We start from the raw sequence: 23485 nt of genomic DNA, 5'->3' as shown, positions 1-23485 counted from the left end.
CGAGCGCCGCCCGCGCGGCGCTCGATCTCACAGGCACGCGGTGAACCTCGCCTAACAGCCTTTACTCCAACTCTACTACAACAGGGATTTTCGCCAGTGCGGCCTTGAACTCATCGAACGAAACATAGCCATCACGATTGGTATCATTAAACGCCGAGAATTTTTTCTGCAGATACGTGAACTTCTGGGCAACTCGCTTGAGCTTACCCTCTAACTGCCTGTGCTGCTCATCGAGGTAATCGCGTTCAATTATCAGGCGATCGAGCTGCCCTTTGAAATACGTGGAAACCTCACTGTAGGTAACTTTGCCATCCAGATTCGAGTCCACCTCCATATAATCCAGCAAAGCCGACAGGTCGAGCAAATTAGTGTTGGCGACTTTTACACTTCCCATGATCAATCTCCTAAAGATCAGTGAATTCCCTGTACTGCAACATCAGACTCACATGCTCTCGGAAGCCGGGCAACTGACAAAAATATCAGTTGCCCCTTGTATCAATCCTGGGCTAACACAATGTCGCCTCGCCTGTCGCAACCACTTCAATGGTAAACAACCATCGGAAAACGATGGCGTAACTGCGGGAGCGGTTTCACCCGCAAAGAGGCCTGCAGTAGCACCACTGCTGCCGGCACCCTGCACCTATTGCCAGTCCACCTTGTCAGCAAAGAAAGCTTGCGCATTCGCCTCCAGGCTCTCCAGGTGATACCCCCCCTCTTGCACAATCAGGCAAGGCAAGCGCAACGCCCGAATCCGCTCGCCTAACTCGGCAAAACCTTCAGTCGTCACCGCCACCTTGCTCTGCGGGTCCAGCTCGTAGATATCGAACCCGAGCGACAACACCAGCACCTCGGCGCCAAAGTCCTTCACCGCATCCAGCGCGATCTCCAGCTGCCCCATGAAATCCGCCTCGCTGGCGCCGTGCGCCATCGGCAGGTTCAGGTTGTACCCTTCCCCCAAGCCACTGCCGCGCTCGTCCTCGAATCCGGCCACACCCGGATAGAAGTTGGTCGGGTCACCATGGGTCGACACGTACAGCACATCGTTGCGTTCGTAGAAGATCTCCTGGATCCCCTGCCCATGGTGCATGTCGGTATCGAGTATCGCCACGCGGCTGTAACGGCTGCGCAAAGCCTGGGCCGCCACGGCCGCATTGTTGATGTAGCAGAACCCACCCGCCGCATCGAAGCGCGCATGGTGCCCCGGTGGCCGGCACAGCGCATAGGCCGCCGGCTCGCCATCGAGAATGGCCTTGGCCGCGGCCACGGCGCTCTGCGCCGACCAGTAGGCCGAACGCCAGGTGTTTTCACCCACCGGGCAGCTGCCGTCAGCCAGGTAGCGCGCAGCCTGGGCGAGGATGCCGCGCAGGGCGTTGGGCTCGCGCACGAAGATGTTCGACATGACCTCGTCGCCCCAGTCCTCGGGCACCTCCTTCCAGCGCGCATGGGCTTCTTCGAGGAACGCCAGGTAGGCCTTGCCGTGCACGGCCTTCAGCGGATCGAGGCCGGCATCGTCGGGCTGGCGGATGTCGAAGCCCAGGTCCTTGGCGGCCTGCAGCAAGTGCCGGGCACGCTCGGGAACTTCTTGTGGGGTGCGCATGGCGCCGCGCGAGTAGTAGCTGCGCGGATGGTGCAGCAGTTGTTCAGGGTGGAAGTAGCAACGCATCAGGCTTCTCCTTGTTCGACCTGGCCGGCGCGGGCCAGCACGGCATTGAGCAGTACGTCGACGCCCTGGCGGGCGTCCTCGGGCAACACGTCTTCGGCTTCGTTGTGGCTCAGGCCGCCGACGCAGGGGATGAACACCATCGCCGTCGGGCAGTAGCGGGCCAGCAGGATGGCGTCGTGGCCGGCGCCGCTGACGATGGACTGCTGGGCATAGCCAAGGCCGTCCACCGCCTGCTGCACGGCGGCCACGCAATCGGCATCGAACGGCGTGGCCGGGCTGACCCAGTGGCGCTCGATGCGCACCTGCAGGCCGCGCTGGCTGGCGATGGCCTGCAACTTCAGGGTCAGGTCGCGCTCCATGGCCTCGATGGCTGCGTCGCGGTGGTGGCGCAGGTCGACGGTGAAGCGCAGCGAACCGGGGATGGTGTTGCGCGAGGACTTGACGATCGACAGTTCACCCACGGTGGTCAGGCCTTCTGGCGCAAAATCAGCCGCCAGGTGCTCGACCGCCTGAATCATCTGCGCGGCGCCGTACAGGGCGTCCTTGCGCAGCGGCATCGGCGTGGTACCGGCGTGGGCCGCCATGCCTTCCACGGTCACGTCCAGCCAGCGGATGGCCTGGCCACCGCTGACCACGCCGATGGCCTTGGCGTTGTCTTCGAGGATCGGGCCTTGCTCGATGTGCGCCTCGAAGTAGGCATCGACCTGGCCGCCCAGCGGGCGTTGGCCGGCATAGCCGGTGCGCTGCAGTTCGTCGGCGACGCTGATGCCATCGGCATCGCGGATGGCCAGCGCCTGGTCCAGTGCCAGGGTGCCGGTGAACACCGCCGAGCCGAACATGGCCGGGGTGAAACGGGCGCCCTCCTCGTTGGTCCACACGGCGATTTCCAGCGGCTTGCGGGTCTGGATGTTCAGGTCGTTGAGGCGGCGCACCACCTCAAGCCCGGCCAGCACGCCATAGACACCATCGAAACGGCCGCCCTCGGGCTGGGTGTCGAGGTGGCTGCCCATCATCACCGGGGCGGCGTCCGGCTCACTGCCGGCGCGGCAGGCGAACAGGTTGCCGATGGCATCCACGCTCAGCGTCAAACCGGCCTCGCGGCACCAGTGGCTGAACAGTTCGCGGCCCGCCTTGTCCTCGTCGCTCAGGGCCAGGCGGCAGCTGCCGCCACGGGCGGTGGCGCCGATTTCGGCCATGGCCATCAGGCTCGCCCACAGGCGATCGCCATTGCTTTTCAACATGTGCGGGTACTCCAGAATCAGGTGGATCGATCAGGCCAGTTCCAGGCGCTGGCTACGGGCGTACTGGCGCGCCAGGGCGAGCACGCAGACCAGCGAAAGGGTGGCGATCAGGGTGTAGAACACCGCCATCGGCCACCATTGGCCGGTGAAGGTGTGGGCCAGCCAGGTGCCGATCAGCGGGGTCAGGCCGCCCGCGATGGCACCGCACACCTGGTAGGCCAGGGAAATCGCGGTGTAGCGCACGCGGGTTTCGAACATGCCGCTGACATAGCCCGCGATCACCGCGTAGAACGACGCCATGCACGCCGCCGCCAGGGCGATGCCGAGCACGATCAACGGGCCTTCACCGGAGCTGACCAGCACGAACATCGGGTACGGCGAGGCCATCGCCAGCAACGCGACCAAGGCCAGGAAGCGGGTGGCGCCAAGTTTTTCAGAGAGCCAGGCGGCCAGCGGCTGCACGCAGAACTGGATGACCGCCACGAAGAATAGGCATTCGAGGATCAGCGAGCGCTCAAGGTGCAGTTGCTGGGTGGTGTAGCTGATCATGAAGGTGTTGGTGAAATAGACCCCGGCAATGCCCAGGGTGTTGGCGCCGATGCACAGCAGCAGCGGGCGCCAGGCGGTGCGCAGCACTTCCAGGACCGGCGCCTGTTCCTTGCGCTGGGCCCTGGCCGCCTGCTCACGGCTGGCAATGAACTCGGGCGACTCGTTGACCCCCAGGCGAATCGCCAGGCCCACCAGCAGCAACAACGCGCTGGCCAGGAACGGCACGCGCCAGCCCCAGCTCATCAATTCTTCTTCAGGCAGACGGGTCACTGCACCAAAGGCCAGCAGCGACAGGATCAAGCCGGCCGGGCTGCCCAGCTGGGCGAACGAGGCGAAGAAATTGCGTCGGCCCTTGGGCGCATGTTCACCGGCCATGAGCACGGCACCGCCCCACTCGCCACCCACGGCAATACCCTGGACCACCCGCAGGATGATCAGCAGCACCGGCGCGGCGGCGCCGATCTGCGCGTAGGTCGGCAACAGACCGATGCACACGGTGACGATACCCATCATCAACAGGGTGATGACCAGCGACTTCTTGCGGCCGATACGGTCACCCACGTGGCCGAACACGATGCCGCCCAGTGGCCGGGCGAAGAAGCCCACGGCGAAGGTGCCGAACGCAGCCATGGTGCTGAACAGGCTGTCGTCGGAGGGGAAGAACAAGGCACCGAACACCAGGGCGGCGGCGGTGGCGTAGATGTAGAAGTCGTACCACTCGATCATGGTGCCGATGAACGCGGCGGCGGCGGCACGGCGCGGCTGGGGCGAAGCGGTGGGCTTCATGGGGGGCTCCTTTGCTTGTTGTTCTGGCAGGAGTTGACGGGATCACAGTGACGCTCTGGCGGCGCCTGGCCTTGTGGCCGGTGTTGGATGCTTCGCGGGCAAGCCCGCTCCCACAGGTACTGCACCGCATGCAGGCCTTGTGAAGTCTCTGTGGGAGCGGGCTTGCCCGCGAAGCATCCAACACCGATTTCACAGGCTTCGATAACTGCGATTTATCGTCCCGGGGCTATGATTAGTCAATTTTCTATTTATTATTCGCACTATTAGCCCTGCTTATCATCGAGCCTGCCATGTCCGACCGCCTGCTCAACGACCGCCTCGACTGGAACCTGCTGCGCACCTTCCGGGTGATCGGCCAGGAGTTGTCCATCAGCCGCGCCGCCGCGCGCCTGCACCTGACCCAGCCGGCCGTGAGCCAGGCGCTCAAGCGCCTGGAGGAACAGCTCGGCCGCCAGCTGATCGCCCGCCGCGGGCCGCGTTTCGTGCTCACCGACATGGGCGAGCAGTTGTTCCAGCTGGCCGGTGAGGTATATGGGCAGATGTCACAGATCGGCGGCCTGCTGGAGCAGCCGGCGGACGAACTGGTGGGCAAGGTGCGCCTGCTGATGATCAGCCGCATCGTCAGCGAGCGGTTCGATGACCTGCTGGCGGACTTCCATCGTCAGCACCCACGGGTGGACCTGGAAATCGACGTGATGCGCAGCTCGGACATCGTCGCCGCCTTGCAGGAAAAGACCGCCACCGCAGGCCTGAGCCTCAACCGCAGGCCGCAGCCACGGCTGGAGCAGCGCCTGTTCCTGCGCCAGCGTTATGCGTTTTTCTGCGGCAAGCACCATGCCCTGTTCGGCCAGGCCGAGGGCGATCTGCAGCGGGAGAACTTCGTCAGCTTCACCAGCGACCAGATTGGCGGCATGTTGTCGCCGCTGACCATCTTCCGCGACCAGCAGGGGTTTTCCGGGCGGATCGTGGCGTCGTCGCCAAGCCTTGAAGAGGTGCGCCGGCTGGTGATTGCCGGGTTCGGCATCGGCTGCCTGCCCGAGCATGTGGTGGCACCGGACGTGGCGGCGGGGCTGCTGTGGAAGTTGCCGCCTGAGGAAGGGATTGCCGATGTGGATATTCACCTGTTGTGGAACAGGGAACAGCGATTGAGCCGGGCTGAGGAGGTGTTTATCGAAGCGCTGCAGCAGAGCCTGGTCTAACGCCTTTGAGCCGCACGATAGACCTCACCGCGCTCACGCTTGCCCACCGATACAACCACTACAACGACGCGCTCTTCCTCGACTCGATAGACCAGGCGATACCCAGAAGACTTGAGCTTGATCTTGTAGTGGTTAGGCATGTCGCGCAGCGCATCGGCTTGAACCTTGGGTGACTGCAAGCGATCGCCAAGTTTCTTCTTGATCTGCTCACGCACGGTGTGGCCGATCTTGCCCCACTCTTTCAGCGCGGACGGCAGGAACTCGAGTTCATAGGTCATCCAGAGATACCGGTACGCCCTTTTCACCCAGCCTCGACTTGGCCAGCTCGCTCAGTTCAAGATCTTCGAGGCGCTCCATCATGGCTTCGTACAACTCGGCCGGCACCATGTAACCCATCACTCGATTGTGATTGAGCACAGCGACCGGCATGCCCGCAGCGCCGGTCATCACGGCCGATGGGTTCTTTTTCAGCTCCGACACGCTTACGGCCACGTCAGCAAAGATGTTCTGCATGTTTTACACCCTCAATAGAGGGCCATATTTTGGTCCATATATAGAGCACAAACAAGTCGCATCAGCTCAGCGCCCATCACCGCGGCTGGTCATAGCGACAAACCGCGGCGCGAGGAGGGCAAAGCCCTCCCCTTGCAGACTCAGGCCTTGGGCACTGGCGCATGCTGGGCAATCAACCCCAGCTCACGCAGCTCTGCCCAGAACGCGGCCGGAATCACCGCCTTGAACGCCGCCAGGTCCTGGTCGGCATGCTGCGGCCGGGTCGCACCGGGAATCACCGCCGCCACCGCCGGATGCGCCAGCGAGAACTGCAGCGCTGCGGCCTTGATATCCACGCCATGGCGCGCCGCCACTTCGTTCAGGCGCTGTACACGGGCACGGATGTGCGGGCTGGCCTTCTGGTACTCGTAGTGGTCACCACCGGCAATCACACCCGAGTTGTACGGGCCGCCGACGACAATACCGAGGCCTTGGGCCAGCGCGCCCGGCATCACCCGCTGCAAGGCACGTTCGTGATCCAGCAGGCTGTAGCGGCCGGCCAGCAGGAAGCCGTCCGGGCGGGCTTGTTCAAGGTCCAGGGTCAGCTCGATCGGCTCGACACGGTTGACGCCCAGGCCCCAGGCCTTGATCACGCCCTCTTCACGCAGGCGGCTCAGCGCGCGGAAGGCACCGGTGCGAGCGATTTCGAACTGGCTCAGCCACTCGTCACCATAGAAGTCCTGGGCAATGTCGTGAATCCAGACGATGTCCAGGTAATCGGTGCCCATGCGCTTGAGCGTGTCTTCAATCGAGCGCAGCGTGGCATCGGCACTGTAGTCATTGACGATGCGGTTGCGGTTGCCATGCTCGAACAGGCCGCTCTTCTCGCCCAGTTCACGGGCAGCAGGGTCTTCCAGCTCGTCGAGGATGACGCGGCCAACCTTGCTGCTCAGTACGTATTCGTTGCGAGGGCGCTGGGCCAGGGCGGCGCCCAGGCGGATTTCCGAGAGGCCGGCACCGTAGAACGGCGCGGTGTCGAAGTAACGCACGCCATTGTTCCAGGCAGCGTCCACCGAGGCTTGTACTTCCTCTTGCGGCACGTTGCGGAACATGTTGCCCAGTGGCGCGGTGCCGAAGCCCAGCGGGTTGGCGATGAGGTCTTTCAGGTTCATGGAATCTTCTCCAGTAGAGGTGTGAAAGGTCGTCAGCCGACGACGTGAGCGCATCCTAGGCTTCCCAAGACGAGACCGTCCAAGTCATAATTCGACACAGTTAAGTCCCTGGAGGTCTCATGCAGGATCTACGTCAGTTGCGCTACTTCGTGGCCGTCGCCGAATGCGAGAACGTCGGCAGGGCCGCCGAGCAGCTGCATATCTCTCAATCCCCCCTGAGCCGGCAGATCGCCCAGCTCGAGGACAACCTGGGCCTGGCGCTGTTCGAACGGCGCAACCAGCGCCTGTACCTGACCAACGACGGGCGCACCTTCCTGGCGGAAGCGCGCGGCCTGCTCAAGCATGCCGAGCGCCTGGAGTCGCTGGGCAAGCGCCTGGGCCGTGGCGAAGAAGGTGGCCTGTGCATCGGCTACGTCAACCACGCCATCCATGCCGGCGTGCTGCCCGGCGCGGTGCGGGCGATTCGCGGCGAGCGCCCGAACATTCACATTGCCCTGTACAACATGACCCCGAGCGAGCAGTTCGAAGGTTTGCGCCAGCGCAGCCTGGACATCGCCCTGGTCTGCGAGCCGCCACCGAAGCACGACCCCGACTTGCGCAGCCAGCCTGTGCTCGACGACCCGATGCTGTTGGCCATCCCGGCTGTGCATCCATTGGCCAGCAAGGCCGAACTGACGCCGGCCGACCTGCATGAACAGGAATGGATCATCACCGGCGGCCAGCCCGACCAGGTCAACAAGCGCGACGATTTCATCGCCCGCTGCGGCGATGCCGGCTTCACTCCGCGCCTGTCGCTGGAGGCCACCGACCCGCTGAGCGTACTCGGCCTGGTGTCTGCCGGGCTGGGCCTGGCCATGGTGCAGAGCAGCCTGTCGGGCAGCGTCGGACCAAGCGTGGTACTGCGCCAGCTGGACTGGTTCCAGCCTTGCGTGCAGCTGTGGGCGGCCTGGCACCAGGTGGACCTGCGACCGATCGTGGGCATCTTCCGCGAGCGGGTACTGGCGCTTGCTGATAAAGAAGCTAACAAGTCGACAGAGGTCTGAACTCAGTCGAATTACGTCTTTTACAGTCTGATAACGCACCACTAGGATGGCTCCTATCGATGCAACTCACCCACAGGAGCCATTCCATGAACATCGACCTCGGCGGACGCACCGCCATCATCAGCGGCTCGACCGGCGGTATTGGTCTGGCCATCGCCCGCGGCCTGGCCCGCGCCCATGCCGACGTGGTCATTGCCGGCCGCAGCCAGACGTCGCTCGACGCCGCCCTGGCTGAACTGCGCGCCCAGGGCGGGCGTGGCCAGGTGCACGGCGTGGTGGCCGACCTGGGCACTGCCGAAGGTGCCGAAACGCTGTTCGCCGCCCACCCGCAGGCCGACATCCTGGTCAACAACCTGGGCATCTACGACGACGTCGACTTCTTTGCCGTGCCCGACAGCGAATGGGAGCGCTTCTACGACGTCAACGTGCTGTCCGGCGTACGCCTTGCCCGCCACTATGCGCCGGGCATGGTCGCCAAGGGTTGGGGGCGGATCCTGTTCATCTCCTCCGAATCGGGCATCGCCATCCCCGCCGACATGATCAACTACGGCGTCACCAAAGCCGCCAACCTGGCAGTGTCCCATGGCCTGGCCAAGCGCCTGGCCGGCACCGGGGTAACGGTCAATGCCGTGCTGCCCGGCCCGACCCTGACCGATGGCGTCGCCGCGCTGGTGGCCGACGCCGCCAAGGCCTCCGGGCGCAGCGTCCGTGAAGAAGCCGACCACTTCGTGCGCAGCGCACGGCCGAGCTCGATCATCCAGCGCGCCGCCGAGGTCGACGAGGTCGCCCACCTGGCGGTGTACCTGGCCTCCCCTTATTCCTCCGCCACCACCGGCGCGGCCCTGCGGGTCGACGGCGGTGTGGTCGACAGCCTCGCTATCTGAATTCAATTGGAGAATTACACCATGGCAACTGCCTACGCTTCCCTGCACACCCAACACAGCCCTGACCACGTCTGGGCCCTGATCGGCGGCTTCGACAGCCTGCCCGACTGGCTGCCGTTCATCCCTGAAAGCCTGTCCAGCGAAGGCGGCCGCGTGCGCTCGTTGAAAGACCCGGACGGCAACAGCATCGTCGAGCGCCTGATGGCCTTCGATGAAAAAGAACGCAGCTACAGCTACGCGATTCTCACCAGCCCGTTCCCGGTGACCGGCTACCTGTCGACCCTGCGGGTCAAGGCCGATGGCCAGGGCAGCCTGATCGAATGGTTCGGTGAATTCACCCCGGCCGGGGTCAGTGATGCCGAAGCGCAGGCGCTGTTCAAAGGCATCTATGAAGGTGGCCTGGAAGCCTTGGCCAAAACCCTGGGCTGAGTGATCGGGGCTGCTTTGCAGCCCCGCTTTTTTGTCCCGCGATCAAAACACCTTGTCCCTCGCCTACCTGTTTCCCCTGCCTGATACCCGCTAGCCTCCCGCCCACACTCGTCTCAAAAGGACTGCAGCATGCCAACCCATCATCAAGCCTGGGCCTGGACCCCGAACGCCGGCCTCGACGGCCTGCAGCTCATCCACAAGCCTCTGCCCCAACCCGGCCCCGGCGAAGTGCTGGTCGCCAACCGCGCCATCGCCCTGAACCCGGTGGACTGGAAGATCTGTGAATGGGGGCACCCGGCCTGGCAGCAAGGCACCGTCCCCGGCGTCGATGGTGCCGGTGTGGTTGTCGCCGCCGGCGCTGGCGTGGATCTGCCGCTGGGCACCCGCGTCGCCTATCACCAGTCCCTGGCCCGTGACGGCAGCTTCGCCGAACACTGTCTGCTCGATGCCAGCCTGGTCATGCACATCCCTGCACAGCTGGACGACAGCGCCGCCGCTGCCGTGCCCTGCCCCGCCCTCACCGCCTGGCAGGCGCTGGCCAAGGTGCCCGACGGCGCCAGCCGCGATGTGCTGGTGATTGGCGCGGGGGGCGCAGTGGGCTTCTATCTGGCGCAGCTGGCCGCACAGCGCGGCCTGCGCGTCTGGGCCACGGCAGGCCAACGCCACCACGCGGTGCTAAAGGCGCTCGGTGTGGCCGGCGTGTTCGACTACCACGACGGCGACTGGCAGGCCCAGTTGCAGGCAGCCCTCGGCGAGCGCCCACTGCATTGCGTGTTCGACACGGTCAGCGGCACCCACGCGGGCAGCCTGGCCCACTTGCTCGGCTACAACGGCCACCTGGTGTGCATCCAGGACCGCCAGGAAGCAGCCCCACTGGCCGCCTTCAGCACGGCAATCTCGCTGCATGAAGTGGCGCTCAACAGCATTCATGCCCATGGCCGCCTGCAGGATCGCCAGGCCCTTCGCGTGGCCGGTGAACAACTGCTGCAAGCCGTCGCCGATGGCCGCCTGGTTGCACCGCAGCGCCGCGAGTTTGCTTTTGAAGCGCTGCCTGCGGCCTTGCGGGCGTTGAAAGATGGCAGCCTCGGCGGTAAATGGGTTACTCGCCTGGATTGAGTTTTTTGGGGCCTGCCTGGAGTTCTCTGGCGCCTATGAGATCGAGCGCCGCGCGGGCGGCGCTCGATCTCATAGGCGCTGAAAATGTTACTGCAGGCACCTGGTGGCCTTGCTACGACCTCAGCATCCCGGCAACCGCCGATCCCGCCAAACTTGGATCCCATCTCCCGAAGGAGTATGCTAGCGCAATAGCTATATGCCATCACTCCGGTACGCCCCGTACCTGCCTTCAAGGATGAAGCTCCCGTGCCCAGCCACCCGACCCGCCACACCATCGCCCGACAATGGCAGCTCCTGAAGCTGCTGCCTGACCGACACCCCGGGATGAGCTCCACACAGTTGCAGGCTGCACTGGCCAAGGCCGGCCACAAAACCAGCAAGCGTACCGTCGAGCGCGACCTCAATGAGCTGGCAACGCTGTTCCCGCTGCACTGCAACAGCAAAGGCATGCCCTATGGCTGGTATTGGCAGCCGGGCCTGAGCCTGGATACAGCCCAGCAGTTGCAGCCAGACGTACTCACCCCCTCGCAACAGATCGAACTGCACGCCTGGGTCGACGATGGCCTCGCCCGCCGCCTGGAACACCAGCCGCTGTCCGAGGACATGCGCCTGGCCCCCCACGATAACGGCGGGGCAATGCTCGCAGCCACGGTCGAAGACAGCCGAGCGCTAATGGGCTGGCTGCTGTCCCAGGCCGGCTCGATCCGGGTCAAGGCGCCAGAAACGCTGCGCGTGTCGATGGTCGAACAACTGCGCCAGAGCCTGGCTCTGAACGACGACGGTTATTGACCGGCGGGCAAAAGTCATTGTCCCCCGGGCCGCTTTTTCATCATGGCGGCCCTGCCCAGAATTCGCTCCTGACAACGCTTCACCTTCAGGAGAATGCAATGAAACGCTTCAAGCCCCTGCTGCTCACCGTTACCCTGGCGGGCATCGCCCAGACCGCCCTGGCCGCCGACTGGCAGACCTCGCCTTACGGCAAGCACGACGAAATCGGCGCCGCCAACCTGCTCACCCCGGACGTGGTCAAACAGGCGGCCGCCCTGGTCAAGACCGGCAAGACCTACCCGCTGGCCGTGCCGGTCAGCAAAGACCTGCCGGCGTTCCGCCATCGCAGCTTCCACCTGTACAACATCCAGCCCGGGGAACAGGCCGGCCAGACCCTGGGCCGCAACAAATTCACCTTCAACGACGAACTGGTCAACGGCTGGACCGGCGTCGGCACCCAGCTCAACGGCATCGGCCACATCGGCATCGACAACGTCTACTACAACGGCAACAAGGCGGCCGACTTCGTCACCGTCGAAGGTGTGACCAAGCTGGGCGTGGAAAAGGTGCCACCGATGGTCACTCGCGGCGTGGTGCTGGACATGACCGCCCACTACGGCAAGGCCATCGTTCCGGGCGGCACCGCGTTCAGCGTCGACGACATCAAGGCGGTGCTCAAGCAAGAAGGCATCACCTTGCGCAAGGGCGATGTGGTGCTGTTCAACACCGGCTGGCTCGAACTGATCGGCAAGGACAACCCGCAGTTCCTCGCCACCGAACCGGGCATCGACCTGGCAGCCGCCGAATGGCTGGCGGACCAGGGCATCGTCGCCTTTGGCGGCGATACCTGGGCTTCGGAGGTGTACCCGAACCCGACCGGTGAAGAGTTCCCGGTCAACCAGTTCATGCTGGCCAAGCGCGGCATCTACAACCTGGAACTGATCGACACCCGCGCACTGGTCAAGGACAAGGCGTTCGAGTTCCTGTTCGTGCTGGGGCAACCGCTGTACAAGGGCTCGACCCAGGTCAACATCAACCCGGTGGCCATTCACTGAGCGGCTGACGGCTAACGCCCGGCAAGCCGCGCCCGATAGCTGCCCGGGCTCTGCCCGGTCCATTTCTTGAACGCCCGGTGAAACGCGCTGGGCTCCTGAAAGCCCGCCTGTTCGGCAATCTCGGCGATGCTCAGCGCGCCTTCACGCAAACGCTCGAAGGCCATCGCCCGGCGTACTTCATCCTTGATCTGCTGGTAAGAGCGCCCTTCGCGCTCCAGCTGGCGGCGGAAGGTGCTGGCACTGATGCCTTGCTGCTCGGCCATGGCCGCCAAGGTCGGCCACTGCCCATAGCGGCGGGCGCGCAAATGGCGATAGACCTCGGCCACCAGGCCATTCTGGTTGCGAAAGCGGATCACCAGGCCCTGCGGCGCACTGCGCAAGAAGGTCTTCAGGCCCGCCAGGTCCTGCACCACCGGCAGGCGCAACCAGGCGCTGTCGAACTCGACTTCGGTGCGCCCGCTGCCCAGGCGCAAGTCCGGCCCCCACAGCAGCGGGTCGTCATCCTGGGCCGGGCGCGCCACCGCCAGTTCCGTGCGGTCGATGGCGATGCGCCGCCCGGCCAGCCAGCACAGCAGGCCGATCATCAGCACCAGGTAGGTTTCCTCGGCATACACCCGGGTCAACGGGTCGGCGATCGCCGACTGCACGCTGATCACCGCACGCCCGCCGCGCAGCGTGAGGCTGCCGCGCAGGTCGCGCAGGAACAGGGCGAAACTGCCCATGCACTGGCGCAGGGCTTTTTCCAGGTTCGGTTCCTGAATCAAGCCACGGCAGATCAGGGCAAAGCTGCCCAGCGGCATGCCGTGGCTGTCGAGGCGAAAGAATTCATCGTCCAGCAGCTCGATCAGCTCCAGCCACAAGCGGGCGAAGGCCTTGGCCGGCACCCGGGCCTGGGGCTGGCCGAGCACGGCCGGGTCGATGCCCACCCCACGCAGCCGTGCCTCGAGCACTGCCGGCTGCTCGCGCAAGGCATGCAGCATGGCATTGAGAAAGTACACCGCGACCGAATCGCTATCGCGCATGGCGGAATTCACTGTCTATGCTGAGTGGCAAAAAATGCCAGGTTGACTGAACAGATCCGGCATAGGCTGCAACAGAGCCTTTGCCTAGACTCGGACCCCATCCGGGATCGCCGGCCATTCTCGCAGAGCCTGGCCCGCTCCCGCCATGCCTAAGCAATCGGAGCCTCTATGAGCAGCGCAGAAATCTACGTCGTCAGTGCCGTCCGTACCGCCATCGGTGGTTTCGGTGGGGCCCTCAAGGACCTGCCCCTGGCCGACCTGGCCACCGCCGTGACCCGCGCCGCCATCGAGCGCTCGGGCGTGCCCGCCGAGCAGATCGGCCATGTGGTGATGGCCAACGTCATCCCTACCGAAGCGCGCGACGCCTACCTGTCGCGCGTGGCGGCAATGAACGCCGGCATCCCCAAGGAAACCCCGGCCTTCAACGTCAACCGCCTGTGCGGTTCGGGCCTGCAGGCCATCGTCTCGGCCGCGCAGTGCCTGCTGCTGGGTGACGCCGAAGTGGCCCTGGCCGCCGGTGCCGAGTCCATGAGCCGCGGCCCGTACCTGCTGCCGCAGGCGCGCTGGGGTGCACGCATGGGGGACCTGCAGGGCATCGACTACACCGTCGGTGTATTGCACGACCCGTTCGAGCACTTCCACATGGGCATCACCGCGGAAAACGTCGCCGCCCAGCAGGGTATCAGCCGCGAAATGCAGGACGAACTGGCCCTGACCAGCCAGCGCCGCGCCGCCCGCGCCCAGGCCGAAGGCCGCTTCGACAGCCAGATCGTGCCGCTGGAGCTGAAAACCCGTAAAGGCACCGTGCAGTTCGCCGTCGACGAGCATGTACGCGCCGATGTGACGGCCGAGCAGCTGGCCGGCATGAAGACCGTGTTCAAGAAGGACGGCACCGTCACCGCCGGCAACGCCAGCGGCATCAACGATGGCGCCGCCGGCCTGGTACTGGCCACCGGTGATGCCGTGCGCCGCCTGGGCCTGAAGCCGCTGGCGCGCCTGGTGGCCTATGCCCACGCCGGCGTCGAGCCGGAACTGATGGGCCTGGGCCCGATCCCGGCCACTCGCAAGGTGCTGGAAAAGGCTGGCCTGAGTGTCAGCGACCTGGATGTGATCGAGTCCAACGAAGCCTTTGCCGCCCAGGCCTGCGCCGTGGCCCGCGAACTCGGCTTCGACCCGGAAAAGGTCAACCCGAACGGCTCGGGCATCTCCCTCGGCCACCCGGTCGGTGCCACCGGGGCGATCATCGCCACCAAGGCCATCCACGAGCTGCAACGCATCCAGGGCCGCTACGCGCTGGCCACCATGTGCATCGGCGGCGGCCAGGGCATCGCCGTGGTCTTCGAGCGCGTCTGAGGGGCTGAACCATGACGATTGAACAGATTGCCGTGATCGGCGCCGGCACCATGGGCAACGGTATCGCCCAGGTGTGCGCGGTGGCCGGCTACCAGGTGCTGCTGGTGGACGTCTCCGACGCCGCGCTGGAGCGTGGCGTGGCCACCTTGAGCAAGAACCTCGAGCGCCAGGTGAGCAAGGGTACACTCGACGCCGAGCGCGCCGAGGCGGCGAAGACCCGCATCCGCACCAGCACCGACTATGCCCAGCTGAGCAGTGCGCAGCTGGTGATCGAGGCGGCCACCGAGAACCTGCAGCTCAAGCAGCGCATCCTGCAGCAGGTGGCGGCCAACGTAGCGGCCGACTGCCTGATCGCCACCAACACCTCGTCGCTGTCGGTGACCCAGCTGGCCGCCAGCATCGAGCACCCTGAACGCTTCATTGGCGTGCACTTCTTCAACCCGGTGCCGATGATGGCCCTGGTCGAGATCATCCGTGGCCTGCAGACCAGCGACAGCACCTATGCCCAGGCGTTGGTGGTCACCGAGAAGCTGGGCAAGACGCCGATCACCGCCGGCAACCGCCCGGGCTTCGTGGTCAACCGCATCCTGGTGCCGATGATCAACGAAGCAATCTTCGTGCGCCAGGAAGGCCTGGCCAGTGCCGAGGACATCGACACCGGCATGCGCCTGGGCTGCAACCAGCCGATCGGCCCGCTGGCCCTGGCCGACCTGATCGGCCTGGATACCCTGCTGGCGATCATGGAAGCCTTCCACGATGGCTTCAACGACAGCAAGTACCGCCCTGCCCCGCTGCTCAAGGAAATGGTCGCGGCCGGATGGCTGGGCCGCAAGAGCGGCCGCGGCTTCTTCACCTATTGAGGAGCGCACGCCATGCCCCCGGTGAATGCCGCCATGCGCTGTGCCAACTTCGAAGAGCGACGCGACCGGGCCATGGCACTGTTCGCCGAAAAGGGCTTTGGCCAGGTCAGCATGCGCGAACTGGCTGCGCATGTGGGCCTGACGGCGGGCTCGCTGTATCACCATTTCCCCAGCAAGCAGGACCTGCTGTTCGACTTGATCGAAGAGTTGTACGAGGAACTGCAGGCGACCCTGGAACAAGGGCGCCGGGCCATGGCCCGTGGGGCTTCGGCAATGGGCTGCCTGATTGCCGCGCACTGGCAGTTGCATGCCGAGCGGCCCCTGCAGTTTCGCCTGGCCGAACGGGACCTGTGCTGCCTGAGCGAGGAGCAGCAGGCCTGCCTGGGGGTGTTGCGCAAGCGCTACGAAGCCGGATTGTTGCGCCTGATTGCGCCACGGGCGACGTTGCAGGGCGAAGCATTGGCGGCGACGGCGCATGTGATGGCGACCTTGCTCAACCAATTGCCGGGGATGCTCAAGGGCTTGCCGGAGGAACAGGGGCTGGGGTTGATGGAGAGCCTGCTGGTTGGTGGGATCGAGCGGACCTTGCGCTAACCTGTACCGGCCTCTTCGCGGGCAAGCCCGCTCCCACAGGTACTCCACACTTCTCAGACTTGTGGTGATCCTGTGGGAGCGGGCTTGCCCGCGAAGAGGCCGGTGCAGGCTAACGCAGCAGGGCCTGGATCTGCTCGTGCAGGGTGTCGAGGTCGAAGGGCTTGGCCAGGATCGGCGCCTTGCGGGCGATCGGGCTGCCGGACTCAAGGATCTCCGCCGGGTAACCGCTGATGAAGATCACCTTCAGGTCCGGCCGCAGCTTCACCGCAGGTTCGGCAATCTCCACCCCGGAAATGCCACCCGGCAAGCGGAAGTCGGTCACCATCAGGTCCAGGTGCGGCTTGCTCGCCAGAATGGCGAACGCCTGCTCACCGTCTTCGGCCACCAGCACGTGGTAGCCCTCACCCGCCAGGTAATCGCGCAGGATCATCCGGATCGCCGGTTCATCCTCGACCACCAACACCACATCTTGTGCATCTTCACTCATGACAACGCCTTGAAATTCATACAGTTGGCCATCTGACCCCAGGCTTACGCGGAGGTTGCCCGCAGCTGGTCGTTTTGTTCGGTAGCGCCCGCCAGCGGCAACAGCAGGCTGAACGTGGCACCCTTGCCCTCCTCGCTTTGCACCTGGATGCGCCCGCCATGGGCATGCACGATCTGCTCGGAGATGTACAACCCCAGCCCCAACCCCGCGCTGGCCTGCTGGGTGGCCACGCGCTCGAACTGCTGGAAGATCCGTTGCTGGTTGGCGGTGCTGATGCCGATGCCATGGTCCTGCACCTGCACCCAGGCCATGCCGTCCTGTTCGAACACCTGCACCTGCACCGGCTGGCGTTCGCCATAGCGCAAGGCATTGGACAACAGATTGGCCAGCACCTGCTCAATGCGAAACTCGTCCCACTCGCCCTGCAACGGCTCGCAGCGCTGCAGCTCGATGTACGTGTCCAAGGCCGTGGCCTGGGCCGCAAAGTTTTCCACCAGGCCGCGTACCAGCTGGCTCAGGTCGAACACCTTGGGCCGCAGCGACAGCTTGCCGGTGCGAATGCGCGACACGTCGAGCATGTCTTCGATCAGGCGGATCAGGCTGTTGATCTGGCGCTCGTCACGCTCGACCATGGCCTGCAGCTTGTCGGCGCTGAACGCATCGAGGTTGCCGCGCGCCAGGTGCATCTTGCGCAACTGGGCTTCCAGGATCAGGCCGTTGAGCGGCGTGCGCACCTCGTGGGCCACGATCGACATGAAGTCGTCGCGCATGCGTACCGCATGTTCCAGCTCGCCTCGCGCCACCTGCAACTGGGCCAGCAGCAGTTCCTGCTCCTGGCGGCTGCGCTCGAGCGCCTGCAACTGGCGGTCGAGCACCTTGCGCTGGCGGTACAGGTCGACGAACACCGACACCTTGCTCTTCACCGCCAGGGTATCGAGCGGCTTGTGCAGGAAGTCCACGGCGCCGCTCTCGTAGCCCTTGAAGGCGTAGTTCATTTCCCGCCCGGCAGCAGTAACGAAGACGATCGGGATGTTGCGGGTCTTTTCCGTGCCGCGCATCAGCTCGGCCAGCTCGAAGCCGTTCATGCCCGGCATCTGCACGTCGAGAATGGCCAGGGCGAACTCGTGCTCAAGCAACAACGACAAGGCCGCTTCCGCCGACTGCGCCTGGTGCACCTCGCGGTCGTCGCCCTGGATCAGGGCGGCCAGGGCCAGCAGGTTTTCCGGCAGGTCGTCGACGATCAGCAGTTTGGCAGTGGTGTGGCTTAGCATGCGCTGGGTTCCAGGGTCGCGAGCAACTGCCCGATACCGCTCAGAGAAAGGATAAGGTCGGGCGTGTGCAGGGCCAGGGCGGCCTCCGGCATCAGCGCCACCTGTGCGTCGCGAGGGTCCTGGACCACGGTCCGGCCGCCGCTGTTCTTGATGTAGGCAAGCCCTGCGGCGCCATCTTCGTTGGCCCCGGTGAGCAGCACGCCGAGCAGCCCGGGGCCATAGGCATCGGCTGCCGAGGTGAAGAGAAAGTCGATGGCCGGGCGCGAGAAATGCACCGGTTCTTCCTGGCTCAGCGACAGGCTGAAGTCGGCTTCCACCGACAGGTGATAACCCGGCCCGGCCACGTAGATCTGCCCCGGGGCAATGGCCGCCTTGTCACAGGCCTGGTGCACCGGCCGCTGCAAACGCCGTTGCAGCACCTCGGCCAGCTGGCTGTGGCGGTCGTCCGGCAGGTGCAGCACGCACAGCACCGGGATGGCAAAACTGGCAGGCAGCGCCCCCAGCACCGTGAACAGTGCCGTGACGCCGCCCGCCGAGGCGCCGATGACCACCGCGTCCACGCCGTTCATGATTTGCGGTAGATCCGTTCGGGCTTGACCAGCGGCTCGAAGCGCTGGCTGTAGGCCGAAAAGTCCACCGACTCCTTGCTGCCCAGCACCAGGAAACCACGGTGGCACAGGGACTCGTGAAACAGGCCGAGGGCGCGGTCCTGCAGTTCCTTGTTGAAGTAGATCAGCACGTTGCGGCAGGACACCAGCTGGGTCTCGGAAAACACACTGTCGGTGGCCAGGCTGTGGTCGGCGAAGGTCACGTTGTCACGCAGGCTGCTGTCCATGATGGCGTTGCCGTAGGCCGCGGTGTAGTACTCGGCAAAGTCGCGACGGCCACCGGCCAGGCGGTAGTTTTCTTCATATTCGCGCATGCTCTGCATCGAGTAGATGCCCTGCTTGGCGCGGTCCAGCGAATGCGGGTTGATGTCGGTGGCGTAGATGATGGTGCGTTCGAGCAGGCCCTCTTCGCGCAGCAGGATGGCCATCGAATACACCTCTTCACCGGTGCTGCAGCCGGCAATCCACACCTTGATCGACGGCCAGGTGCGCAGCAGCGGTACCACTTCCTGGCGCAGTGCGAGGAAGTGGCCGGGGTCGCGGAACATCTCGCTGACCGGGATCGTCAGGTACTGCAGCAGCTGCATGAACATGCCCGGGTCGTGCAGCACCCGCTCCTGCAGCGCCGACACCGTGAGGCAGTCGAACTGGCGCAGCGCATGCAAGACCCGGCGCTTGATCGAGGCGCCGGAGTAGTTGCGAAAGTCGTAGCTGTACTTGAGGTAGATCGCCTCGATCAGCAGCCGGATCTCGATGTCGGTGTTGCGCTCGCTAGTCAAATTCGCTCCAGTTGCGGTAGCCACACGCGGATCAACGAGAACAGGCGGTCCAGGTCGATCGGTTTGGCCAGGTAATCATTGGCGCCGGCCTGCAGGCAACGCTGCTGGTCGTCCTTCATCGCCTTGGCGGTGACGGCGATGATCGGCAGCTTGCGCCAGCGCGGCTGCTGACGGATCAGGCGGGTGGCCTCGAAGCCGTCCATCTCCGGCATCATCACGTCCATCAGCACCAGGTCGATGTCATCGTGCTGCTCCAGGCGCTCGATGGCTTCGCGCCCGTTGCGGCCGATCTCGACGATGGCGCCCTTGTGCTCCAGGGCGCTGGTCAGGGCGAAGATGTTACGCACATCGTCGTCCACCAGCAGCACCTTGCGGCCCTCGAAGACCTTGTCGCGGCTGCGCGCGGTCTTGAGCATGCGCTGGCGCTCATGGGACAACTGCGATTCGACTTTGTGCAGGAACAGCGTCACTTCATCGAGCAGGCGCTCTGGCGAGCGCGCGCCCTTGATGATGATCGAGCGCGAATACTTGAGCAGGTCGGCCTCTTCTTCGCGGGTGAGGTTGCGCCCGGTGTAGACGATCACCGGCGGGAAGGAACGGATATCCTCGGCGGTCATGCGCTTGAGCAGCTCGTTGCCGAGCATGTCGGGCAGCTTGAGGTCGATGATCATGCAGTCGTAGATATTCTCGCGCAGCAGCGCCAGGGCGTCCTGGGCCATGGCCACGGCGGTGATTTCGACATCGTCGTCACCGATCAGGCGAGCGATGCTCTCGCGCTGCAGGTCGTCGTCTTCCACCAGCAGGATGTGCTTGAGCTTCTGGGTCAGCTTGGCTTCCAGGCGAGCGAAGACTTCCTTGAGCTCCTCACGGCTGGTGGGCTTGACCGCATAGCCCACTGCGCCCATGTGCATGGCCGCCTCGACACGGTCTTCCACCGAGATGATGTGCACCGGGATGTGCCGGGTGGTGGCCTGCTCCTTCAGGCGCTGCAGCACGGTCAGCCCGGAATGGTCGGGCAGGCGCATGTCCAGCAGGATGGCGTCGGGAATGTACTGCTCGGCCAGCTCGAAGCCCTCATCGGCGCTTTGCGCCACCAGGCAGCTGTAGCCCAGTTCGTGCGCCAGGTCGAAGAGAATGCGTGCGAAATTGGGCTCGTCTTCGACCACCAGGATGCAGCGGTTGCCAAACGGTGCCCGCTCGCGATCATCGCTGAAGGCCGGCGCCGGGCGCTTGGACACTGCTGGCGCGGCAATCGACGGCGCCGGCGGCAAGCTATCGACGGCCGGCCGCAGGCTCAGTGCCTCGATCTCCTCATCCTGCGATTCGTAGCGCTCGGGCATGAGCAGGTTGAACACACTGCCCTGCCCAGGGCTGCTGTCGACACTGATCTGCCCTCCAAGCAAATGCGCCAGGTCGCGCGAGATCGACAGGCCAAGTCCGGTACCGCCATAGCGGCGATTGCTGGTGCCGTCGACCTGGTGGAAAGCGCCGAAGATCGCCTGTTGCTGGTCGGCGGCGATGCCGATGCCGCTGTCGCGCACCGAGAAGATGATGCCATTGCCGGCCTGGTAGCCGATGTTCAGGCTGACCTGGCCACGCTCGGTGAACTTGATGGCGTTGGACAGCAGGTTCTTGAGAATCTGCTCCAGGCGCTGGCGGTCAGTGAACAGGGTGGCCGGCACCTGCGCTTCGACCGTGACCTCGAAGCCCAGGCCCTTGTGCTCGGCCAGTGGCAGGAACATGCCGCGCAGGCCTTCGACCAGGCGTTCGAGCTGCGTGCTTTCGGGGCGCACTTCGAGCTTGCCGGCTTCGACCTTGGCGATGTCGAGGATGTCGTTGATCAGGTTCAGCAGGTCGTTGCCGGCGGAGTAGATGGACTCGGCGAACTTGACCTGCTCGGCGCTGAGGTTGCCCTCGCCGTTCTCGGCCAGCAGCTTGGCCAGGATCAGCGAGCTGTTGAGTGGCGTGCGCAGCTCGTGGGACATGTTGGCGAGGAATTCGGACTTGTACTTGCTCGAGCGCTGCAGGTCGTCGGCGCGGGCCTGCAGCTCTTCCTGGGCCTGGCTGAGCTCGTCGTTCTTGCGGTCCAGGGCGTCGGTGCGTTCGGACAGCTGTTCGTTGGTCTGCTCAAGCTCCGCCTGCTGGGTTTCCAGATGCGCCTGGGATTCCTTGAGCACGCGCGATTGCTCTTCGAGCTCTTCGTTGGCGGTCTTGAGCTCCTCCTGCTGAACCTGCAGCTCTTCGTTGAGCTGCTGGGTTTCGGCCAACACTTCCTGCAGGCGTTGGCGGTAGCGGGCGCTTTCGATGGAGATGCCGAGGTTTTCACCGACCCGTTCCATCAACTCGTCGTCACGTTCCTGCAGCGGACGCAGAAAACCAAGTTCGAGCACGCCGTTGATCTGCCCATCGTTACGCGCAGGCATCAGCAAGGCGCCACGCGGCAGCCCGTCGCCAAGGCCCGAGCTGAGCCGGTAGTAGTCCTGCGGCAGGTCGTCCAGGCGCAACAGGCGCCCTTCACGCACGGCTTGCGCCAACAGGCCATCGTGGTCGCCCAGCACCTGCTCGCGGCCCTGTTGTTCGCTGCTCAGGCCATAACTGGCCACCCGCACCAGGCGCCCGTGTTCGTCGCGCACATAGAGCGCACCGACCACGCTGCCCAGGTAGCTGGCGAAGAAACGCAGGATGTTGTCGCCGAGCATCGGCAAGGTCAGCTGGCCCAGCACCTGCTCGGCCAGCTGGGTCTGGCCATTGCGCAGCCAGGCCTGGTGCTCCAGGCGCTCGGCAGCGCGCTGCTGGGCCTGCAGGTTGTCGGTGTAGCTGGCCGACAGCGCCAGCAAGTCACGACGCCCCAGGTAGGCCAGCAGCGCGCTGAGGCCGACGATGAACAATACGAACGCCGTGATGGCAGTGAGGGTGACGCTGCTGACCTTTTCATTGCGTGCCATGCGCAACTGCTGCTCGGTCTGGATCAGACCATCGAACTCCTTGCGGATCTCGTCGGTGATGCGCTTGCCACGGCCATTGCCGATCGCCTCCTGATAGCCAGTGCCCTTCCGGCGCTCGCCGATCATTTCGCTGCCAAAATCATTCCAGGCCTGTTGCAGCGCAATCAGCCGATCAATGCGGTCGACTTGCTGCGGGTTGTCTTCGACCATCGCCCGCAGGGCATTCAAGCTGCTGAAAATACGCGGCTTGGCCACCTCGTAGGGGTCGAGGAAGCGCTCGTCACCAGTGATCAGAAAACCGCGCATGCCGGTTTCCATGTCGATCGACAGCTTGACCGTTTCATTGGCATTGCCGATCACCCGGTCGGTGTGCTCGACCCACTGCATGGCCGAAAGCAGGTAGTTGATCACCGCGACGAAGGCCACGGCGCCGAGCAGGCCCACCCCCAAGGGCAAACCGATATTGCGACTCAACAGTTTGCGGAAGCTCTGCTGGTCCATCGAGGCTGCTTGAATCATCTGAAAACGCCCGCGCGAAAAAAGTCCATTGAAAAAGTGTGGCGGCTCAAGCCTGTTCTCATGTGCCGCTGCGCTCACCGGTTCACAAGCGAGTCTAACGCGCTTGAGCGGCATCGGCGGGGCATTTAGCCAGTATTTGAAGCCCGTGTGTGAGAATCGTTCCATCAACGTGCCACAGCCGGTATCCTCGGGAACTTCTGGCCCTGCCTAGCGCACAGAGTAGAGACATGCCTATTTCAACAGGAACCCCACCATGCACCTTCTGGTAGTCGAAGACGACGACATCGTACGTATGCTGATGGTCGAAGTGCTCGACGAGTTGGGCTACAGCACCCTTGAAGCGGAAAATGCCACATCGGCGCTAAAAGTGATCGAGGATGCCAGCCAGCAACTGGCCCTGCTGATGACCGACGTGGGCCTGCCGGACATGCGCGGTGAAGCGCTGGCGGCCAAGGCCCGTGAAGTACGGCCGTTGCTGCCGGTGCTGTTTGCCAGCGGCTACGCCGAGAGTTTCGATGTGCCCGAAGGCATGCACCTGATTGGCAAGCCGTTCAGCATCGACCAGTTGCGCGACAAGGTAGTGGAAATTCTGGGTACACCGTGAGATCGGTGGCGCCTGCTTCGCGGCTAAAGCCGCTTCCACAGTGATA

At 64.5% G+C, this 23485-nt stretch carries 24 protein-coding genes; 11 read left to right on the top strand and 13 right to left on the bottom strand.

All coding sequences use genetic code 11. The annotated features are described in order from the left end of the window. Window positions 1-61: 61 nt before the first annotated feature. The 4 genes from CAF78_RS05215 to CAF78_RS05200 all read right to left on the bottom strand — a co-directional run bounded on the left by CAF78_RS05215 (window position 62) and on the right by CAF78_RS05200 (window position 4239). Window positions 62-394: an EF-hand domain-containing protein gene (locus CAF78_RS05215; RefSeq protein WP_085679133.1), complete on the bottom strand. Its 333-nt coding sequence runs from the start codon at window positions 392-394 to the stop codon at window positions 62-64. A gap of 246 nt (window positions 395-640) precedes the next feature. Then, window positions 641-1663, bottom strand: coding sequence for a histone deacetylase family protein (locus tag CAF78_RS05210; protein ID WP_085679139.1), 1023 nt, complete (start codon window positions 1661-1663; stop codon window positions 641-643). Then, the gene (locus tag CAF78_RS05205) at window positions 1663-2904 is read right to left on the bottom strand and encodes a Zn-dependent hydrolase (RefSeq protein ID WP_085679142.1); all 1242 of its coding nucleotides are present in this window, start codon (window positions 2902-2904) and stop codon (window positions 1663-1665) included. Before CAF78_RS05205 ends, CAF78_RS05210 begins: the two co-directional genes overlap by 1 nt. A gap of 30 nt (window positions 2905-2934) precedes the next feature. Next, complete coding sequence (locus CAF78_RS05200) at window positions 2935-4239, bottom strand: MFS transporter (RefSeq protein ID WP_085679145.1); 1305 nt, start codon at window positions 4237-4239, stop codon at window positions 2935-2937. A gap of 290 nt (window positions 4240-4529) precedes the next feature. Here CAF78_RS05200 and CAF78_RS05195 point away from each other — a divergent pair, with 290 nt between their 5' ends. Then, complete coding sequence (locus tag CAF78_RS05195; protein WP_085679148.1) at window positions 4530-5438, top strand: LysR family transcriptional regulator; 909 nt, start codon at window positions 4530-4532, stop codon at window positions 5436-5438. Here CAF78_RS05195 and CAF78_RS05190 read toward each other — a convergent pair. From CAF78_RS05190 to CAF78_RS05180, 3 genes are all read right to left on the bottom strand, one after another. Next, on the bottom strand, window positions 5435-5716 hold the full coding sequence (locus CAF78_RS05190; protein WP_085679151.1) for a type II toxin-antitoxin system RelE/ParE family toxin: 282 nt from the start codon (window positions 5714-5716) through the stop codon (window positions 5435-5437). The two genes, CAF78_RS05195 and CAF78_RS05190, sit on opposite strands and share 4 nt — an antisense overlap. After that, entirely contained in the window at window positions 5706-5951 is a 246-nt protein-coding gene (locus tag CAF78_RS05185) for a type II toxin-antitoxin system Phd/YefM family antitoxin (RefSeq protein WP_013972043.1), read from the bottom strand. Before CAF78_RS05185 ends, CAF78_RS05190 begins: the two co-directional genes overlap by 11 nt. Window positions 5952-6091: 140 nt before the next feature. Next, on the bottom strand, window positions 6092-7102 hold the full coding sequence (locus CAF78_RS05180) for an aldo/keto reductase (RefSeq protein ID WP_085679154.1): 1011 nt from the start codon (window positions 7100-7102) through the stop codon (window positions 6092-6094). A 119-nt stretch (window positions 7103-7221) separates the two neighbouring features. Here CAF78_RS05180 and CAF78_RS05175 point away from each other — a divergent pair, with 119 nt between their 5' ends. From CAF78_RS05175 to CAF78_RS05150, 6 genes are all read left to right on the top strand, one after another. Beyond that, window positions 7222-8145 carry a LysR substrate-binding domain-containing protein gene (locus tag CAF78_RS05175; protein ID WP_085679157.1) on the top strand — a complete coding sequence of 308 codons (924 nt, stop codon included), beginning with the start codon at window positions 7222-7224 and terminating at the stop codon, window positions 8143-8145. A gap of 86 nt (window positions 8146-8231) precedes the next feature. Next, window positions 8232-9029 (top strand): SDR family NAD(P)-dependent oxidoreductase, encoded by a 798-nt coding sequence (locus CAF78_RS05170; RefSeq protein WP_085679160.1) that lies wholly within the window; start codon window positions 8232-8234, stop codon window positions 9027-9029. A 21-nt stretch (window positions 9030-9050) separates the two neighbouring features. Then, complete coding sequence (locus CAF78_RS05165) at window positions 9051-9458, top strand: SRPBCC family protein (protein ID WP_085679163.1); 408 nt, start codon at window positions 9051-9053, stop codon at window positions 9456-9458. A 129-nt stretch (window positions 9459-9587) separates the two neighbouring features. Next, on the top strand, window positions 9588-10574 hold the full coding sequence (locus CAF78_RS05160; protein WP_085679166.1) for a zinc-binding dehydrogenase: 987 nt from the start codon (window positions 9588-9590) through the stop codon (window positions 10572-10574). A gap of 246 nt (window positions 10575-10820) precedes the next feature. Next, window positions 10821-11363 (top strand): WYL domain-containing protein, encoded by a 543-nt coding sequence (locus CAF78_RS05155; protein ID WP_085679169.1) that lies wholly within the window; start codon window positions 10821-10823, stop codon window positions 11361-11363. Window positions 11364-11461: 98 nt separating this feature from the next. Next, on the top strand, window positions 11462-12397 hold the full coding sequence (locus tag CAF78_RS05150) for a cyclase family protein (protein WP_085679172.1): 936 nt from the start codon (window positions 11462-11464) through the stop codon (window positions 12395-12397). An 11-nt stretch (window positions 12398-12408) separates the two neighbouring features. Here the strand turns inward: CAF78_RS05150 and CAF78_RS05145 are convergent, their stop codons facing one another. Next, window positions 12409-13419, bottom strand: a complete 1011-nt coding sequence (locus CAF78_RS05145; RefSeq protein ID WP_085679175.1) for an AraC family transcriptional regulator — start codon at window positions 13417-13419, stop codon at window positions 12409-12411. Between the two features lie 168 nt (window positions 13420-13587). Between CAF78_RS05145 and CAF78_RS05140 the strand changes: the two genes are divergently transcribed. Genes CAF78_RS05140 through CAF78_RS05130 form a run of 3 tightly spaced genes read left to right on the top strand, consistent with a single transcriptional unit; the run spans window position 13588 to window position 16226 of the window. After that, entirely contained in the window at window positions 13588-14772 is a 1185-nt protein-coding gene (locus CAF78_RS05140; RefSeq protein WP_085679178.1) for an acetyl-CoA C-acyltransferase family protein, read from the top strand. An 11-nt stretch (window positions 14773-14783) separates the two neighbouring features. Then, entirely contained in the window at window positions 14784-15632 is an 849-nt protein-coding gene (locus tag CAF78_RS05135; protein ID WP_085679181.1) for a 3-hydroxybutyryl-CoA dehydrogenase, read from the top strand. A 12-nt stretch (window positions 15633-15644) separates the two neighbouring features. After that, window positions 15645-16226 (top strand): TetR/AcrR family transcriptional regulator, encoded by a 582-nt coding sequence (locus CAF78_RS05130; protein ID WP_085679184.1) that lies wholly within the window; start codon window positions 15645-15647, stop codon window positions 16224-16226. 109 nt (window positions 16227-16335) lie between these two features. Here the strand turns inward: CAF78_RS05130 and CAF78_RS05125 are convergent, their stop codons facing one another. The 5 genes from CAF78_RS05125 to CAF78_RS05105 are packed head-to-tail and all read right to left on the bottom strand — an operon-like array spanning window position 16336 to window position 22835. Further along, window positions 16336-16713: a response regulator gene (locus CAF78_RS05125; protein ID WP_023629509.1), complete on the bottom strand. Its 378-nt coding sequence runs from the start codon at window positions 16711-16713 to the stop codon at window positions 16336-16338. Window positions 16714-16757: 44 nt separating this feature from the next. Next, window positions 16758-17984, bottom strand: coding sequence for a hybrid sensor histidine kinase/response regulator (locus CAF78_RS05120; protein ID WP_085679188.1), 1227 nt, complete (start codon window positions 17982-17984; stop codon window positions 16758-16760). Beyond that, the gene (locus CAF78_RS05115; protein WP_085679191.1) at window positions 17978-18553 is read right to left on the bottom strand and encodes a chemotaxis protein CheB; all 576 of its coding nucleotides are present in this window, start codon (window positions 18551-18553) and stop codon (window positions 17978-17980) included. Before CAF78_RS05115 ends, CAF78_RS05120 begins: the two co-directional genes overlap by 7 nt. After that, window positions 18550-19371, bottom strand: a complete 822-nt coding sequence (locus CAF78_RS05110; protein ID WP_085679194.1) for a protein-glutamate O-methyltransferase CheR — start codon at window positions 19369-19371, stop codon at window positions 18550-18552. Before CAF78_RS05110 ends, CAF78_RS05115 begins: the two co-directional genes overlap by 4 nt. Further along, window positions 19368-22835 carry a response regulator gene (locus tag CAF78_RS05105; protein ID WP_085679197.1) on the bottom strand — a complete coding sequence of 1156 codons (3468 nt, stop codon included), beginning with the start codon at window positions 22833-22835 and terminating at the stop codon, window positions 19368-19370. Before CAF78_RS05105 ends, CAF78_RS05110 begins: the two co-directional genes overlap by 4 nt. Before the next feature lie 253 nt (window positions 22836-23088). On the opposite strand from CAF78_RS05105, the gene CAF78_RS05100 reads away from it, so the two are divergent. Further along, on the top strand, window positions 23089-23439 hold the full coding sequence (locus tag CAF78_RS05100; protein ID WP_085679200.1) for a response regulator: 351 nt from the start codon (window positions 23089-23091) through the stop codon (window positions 23437-23439). The last annotated feature ends 46 nt before the right edge of the window (window positions 23440-23485 follow it).

This window comes from Pseudomonas sp. R28(2017), assembly GCF_002112505.1.
In the GTDB taxonomy this organism is placed as follows: Bacteria; Pseudomonadota; Gammaproteobacteria; order Pseudomonadales; family Pseudomonadaceae; genus Aquipseudomonas.
Note: the sequence above shows the minus strand (reverse complement) of the source record. Positions and strands in the feature narration are given on the sequence as shown.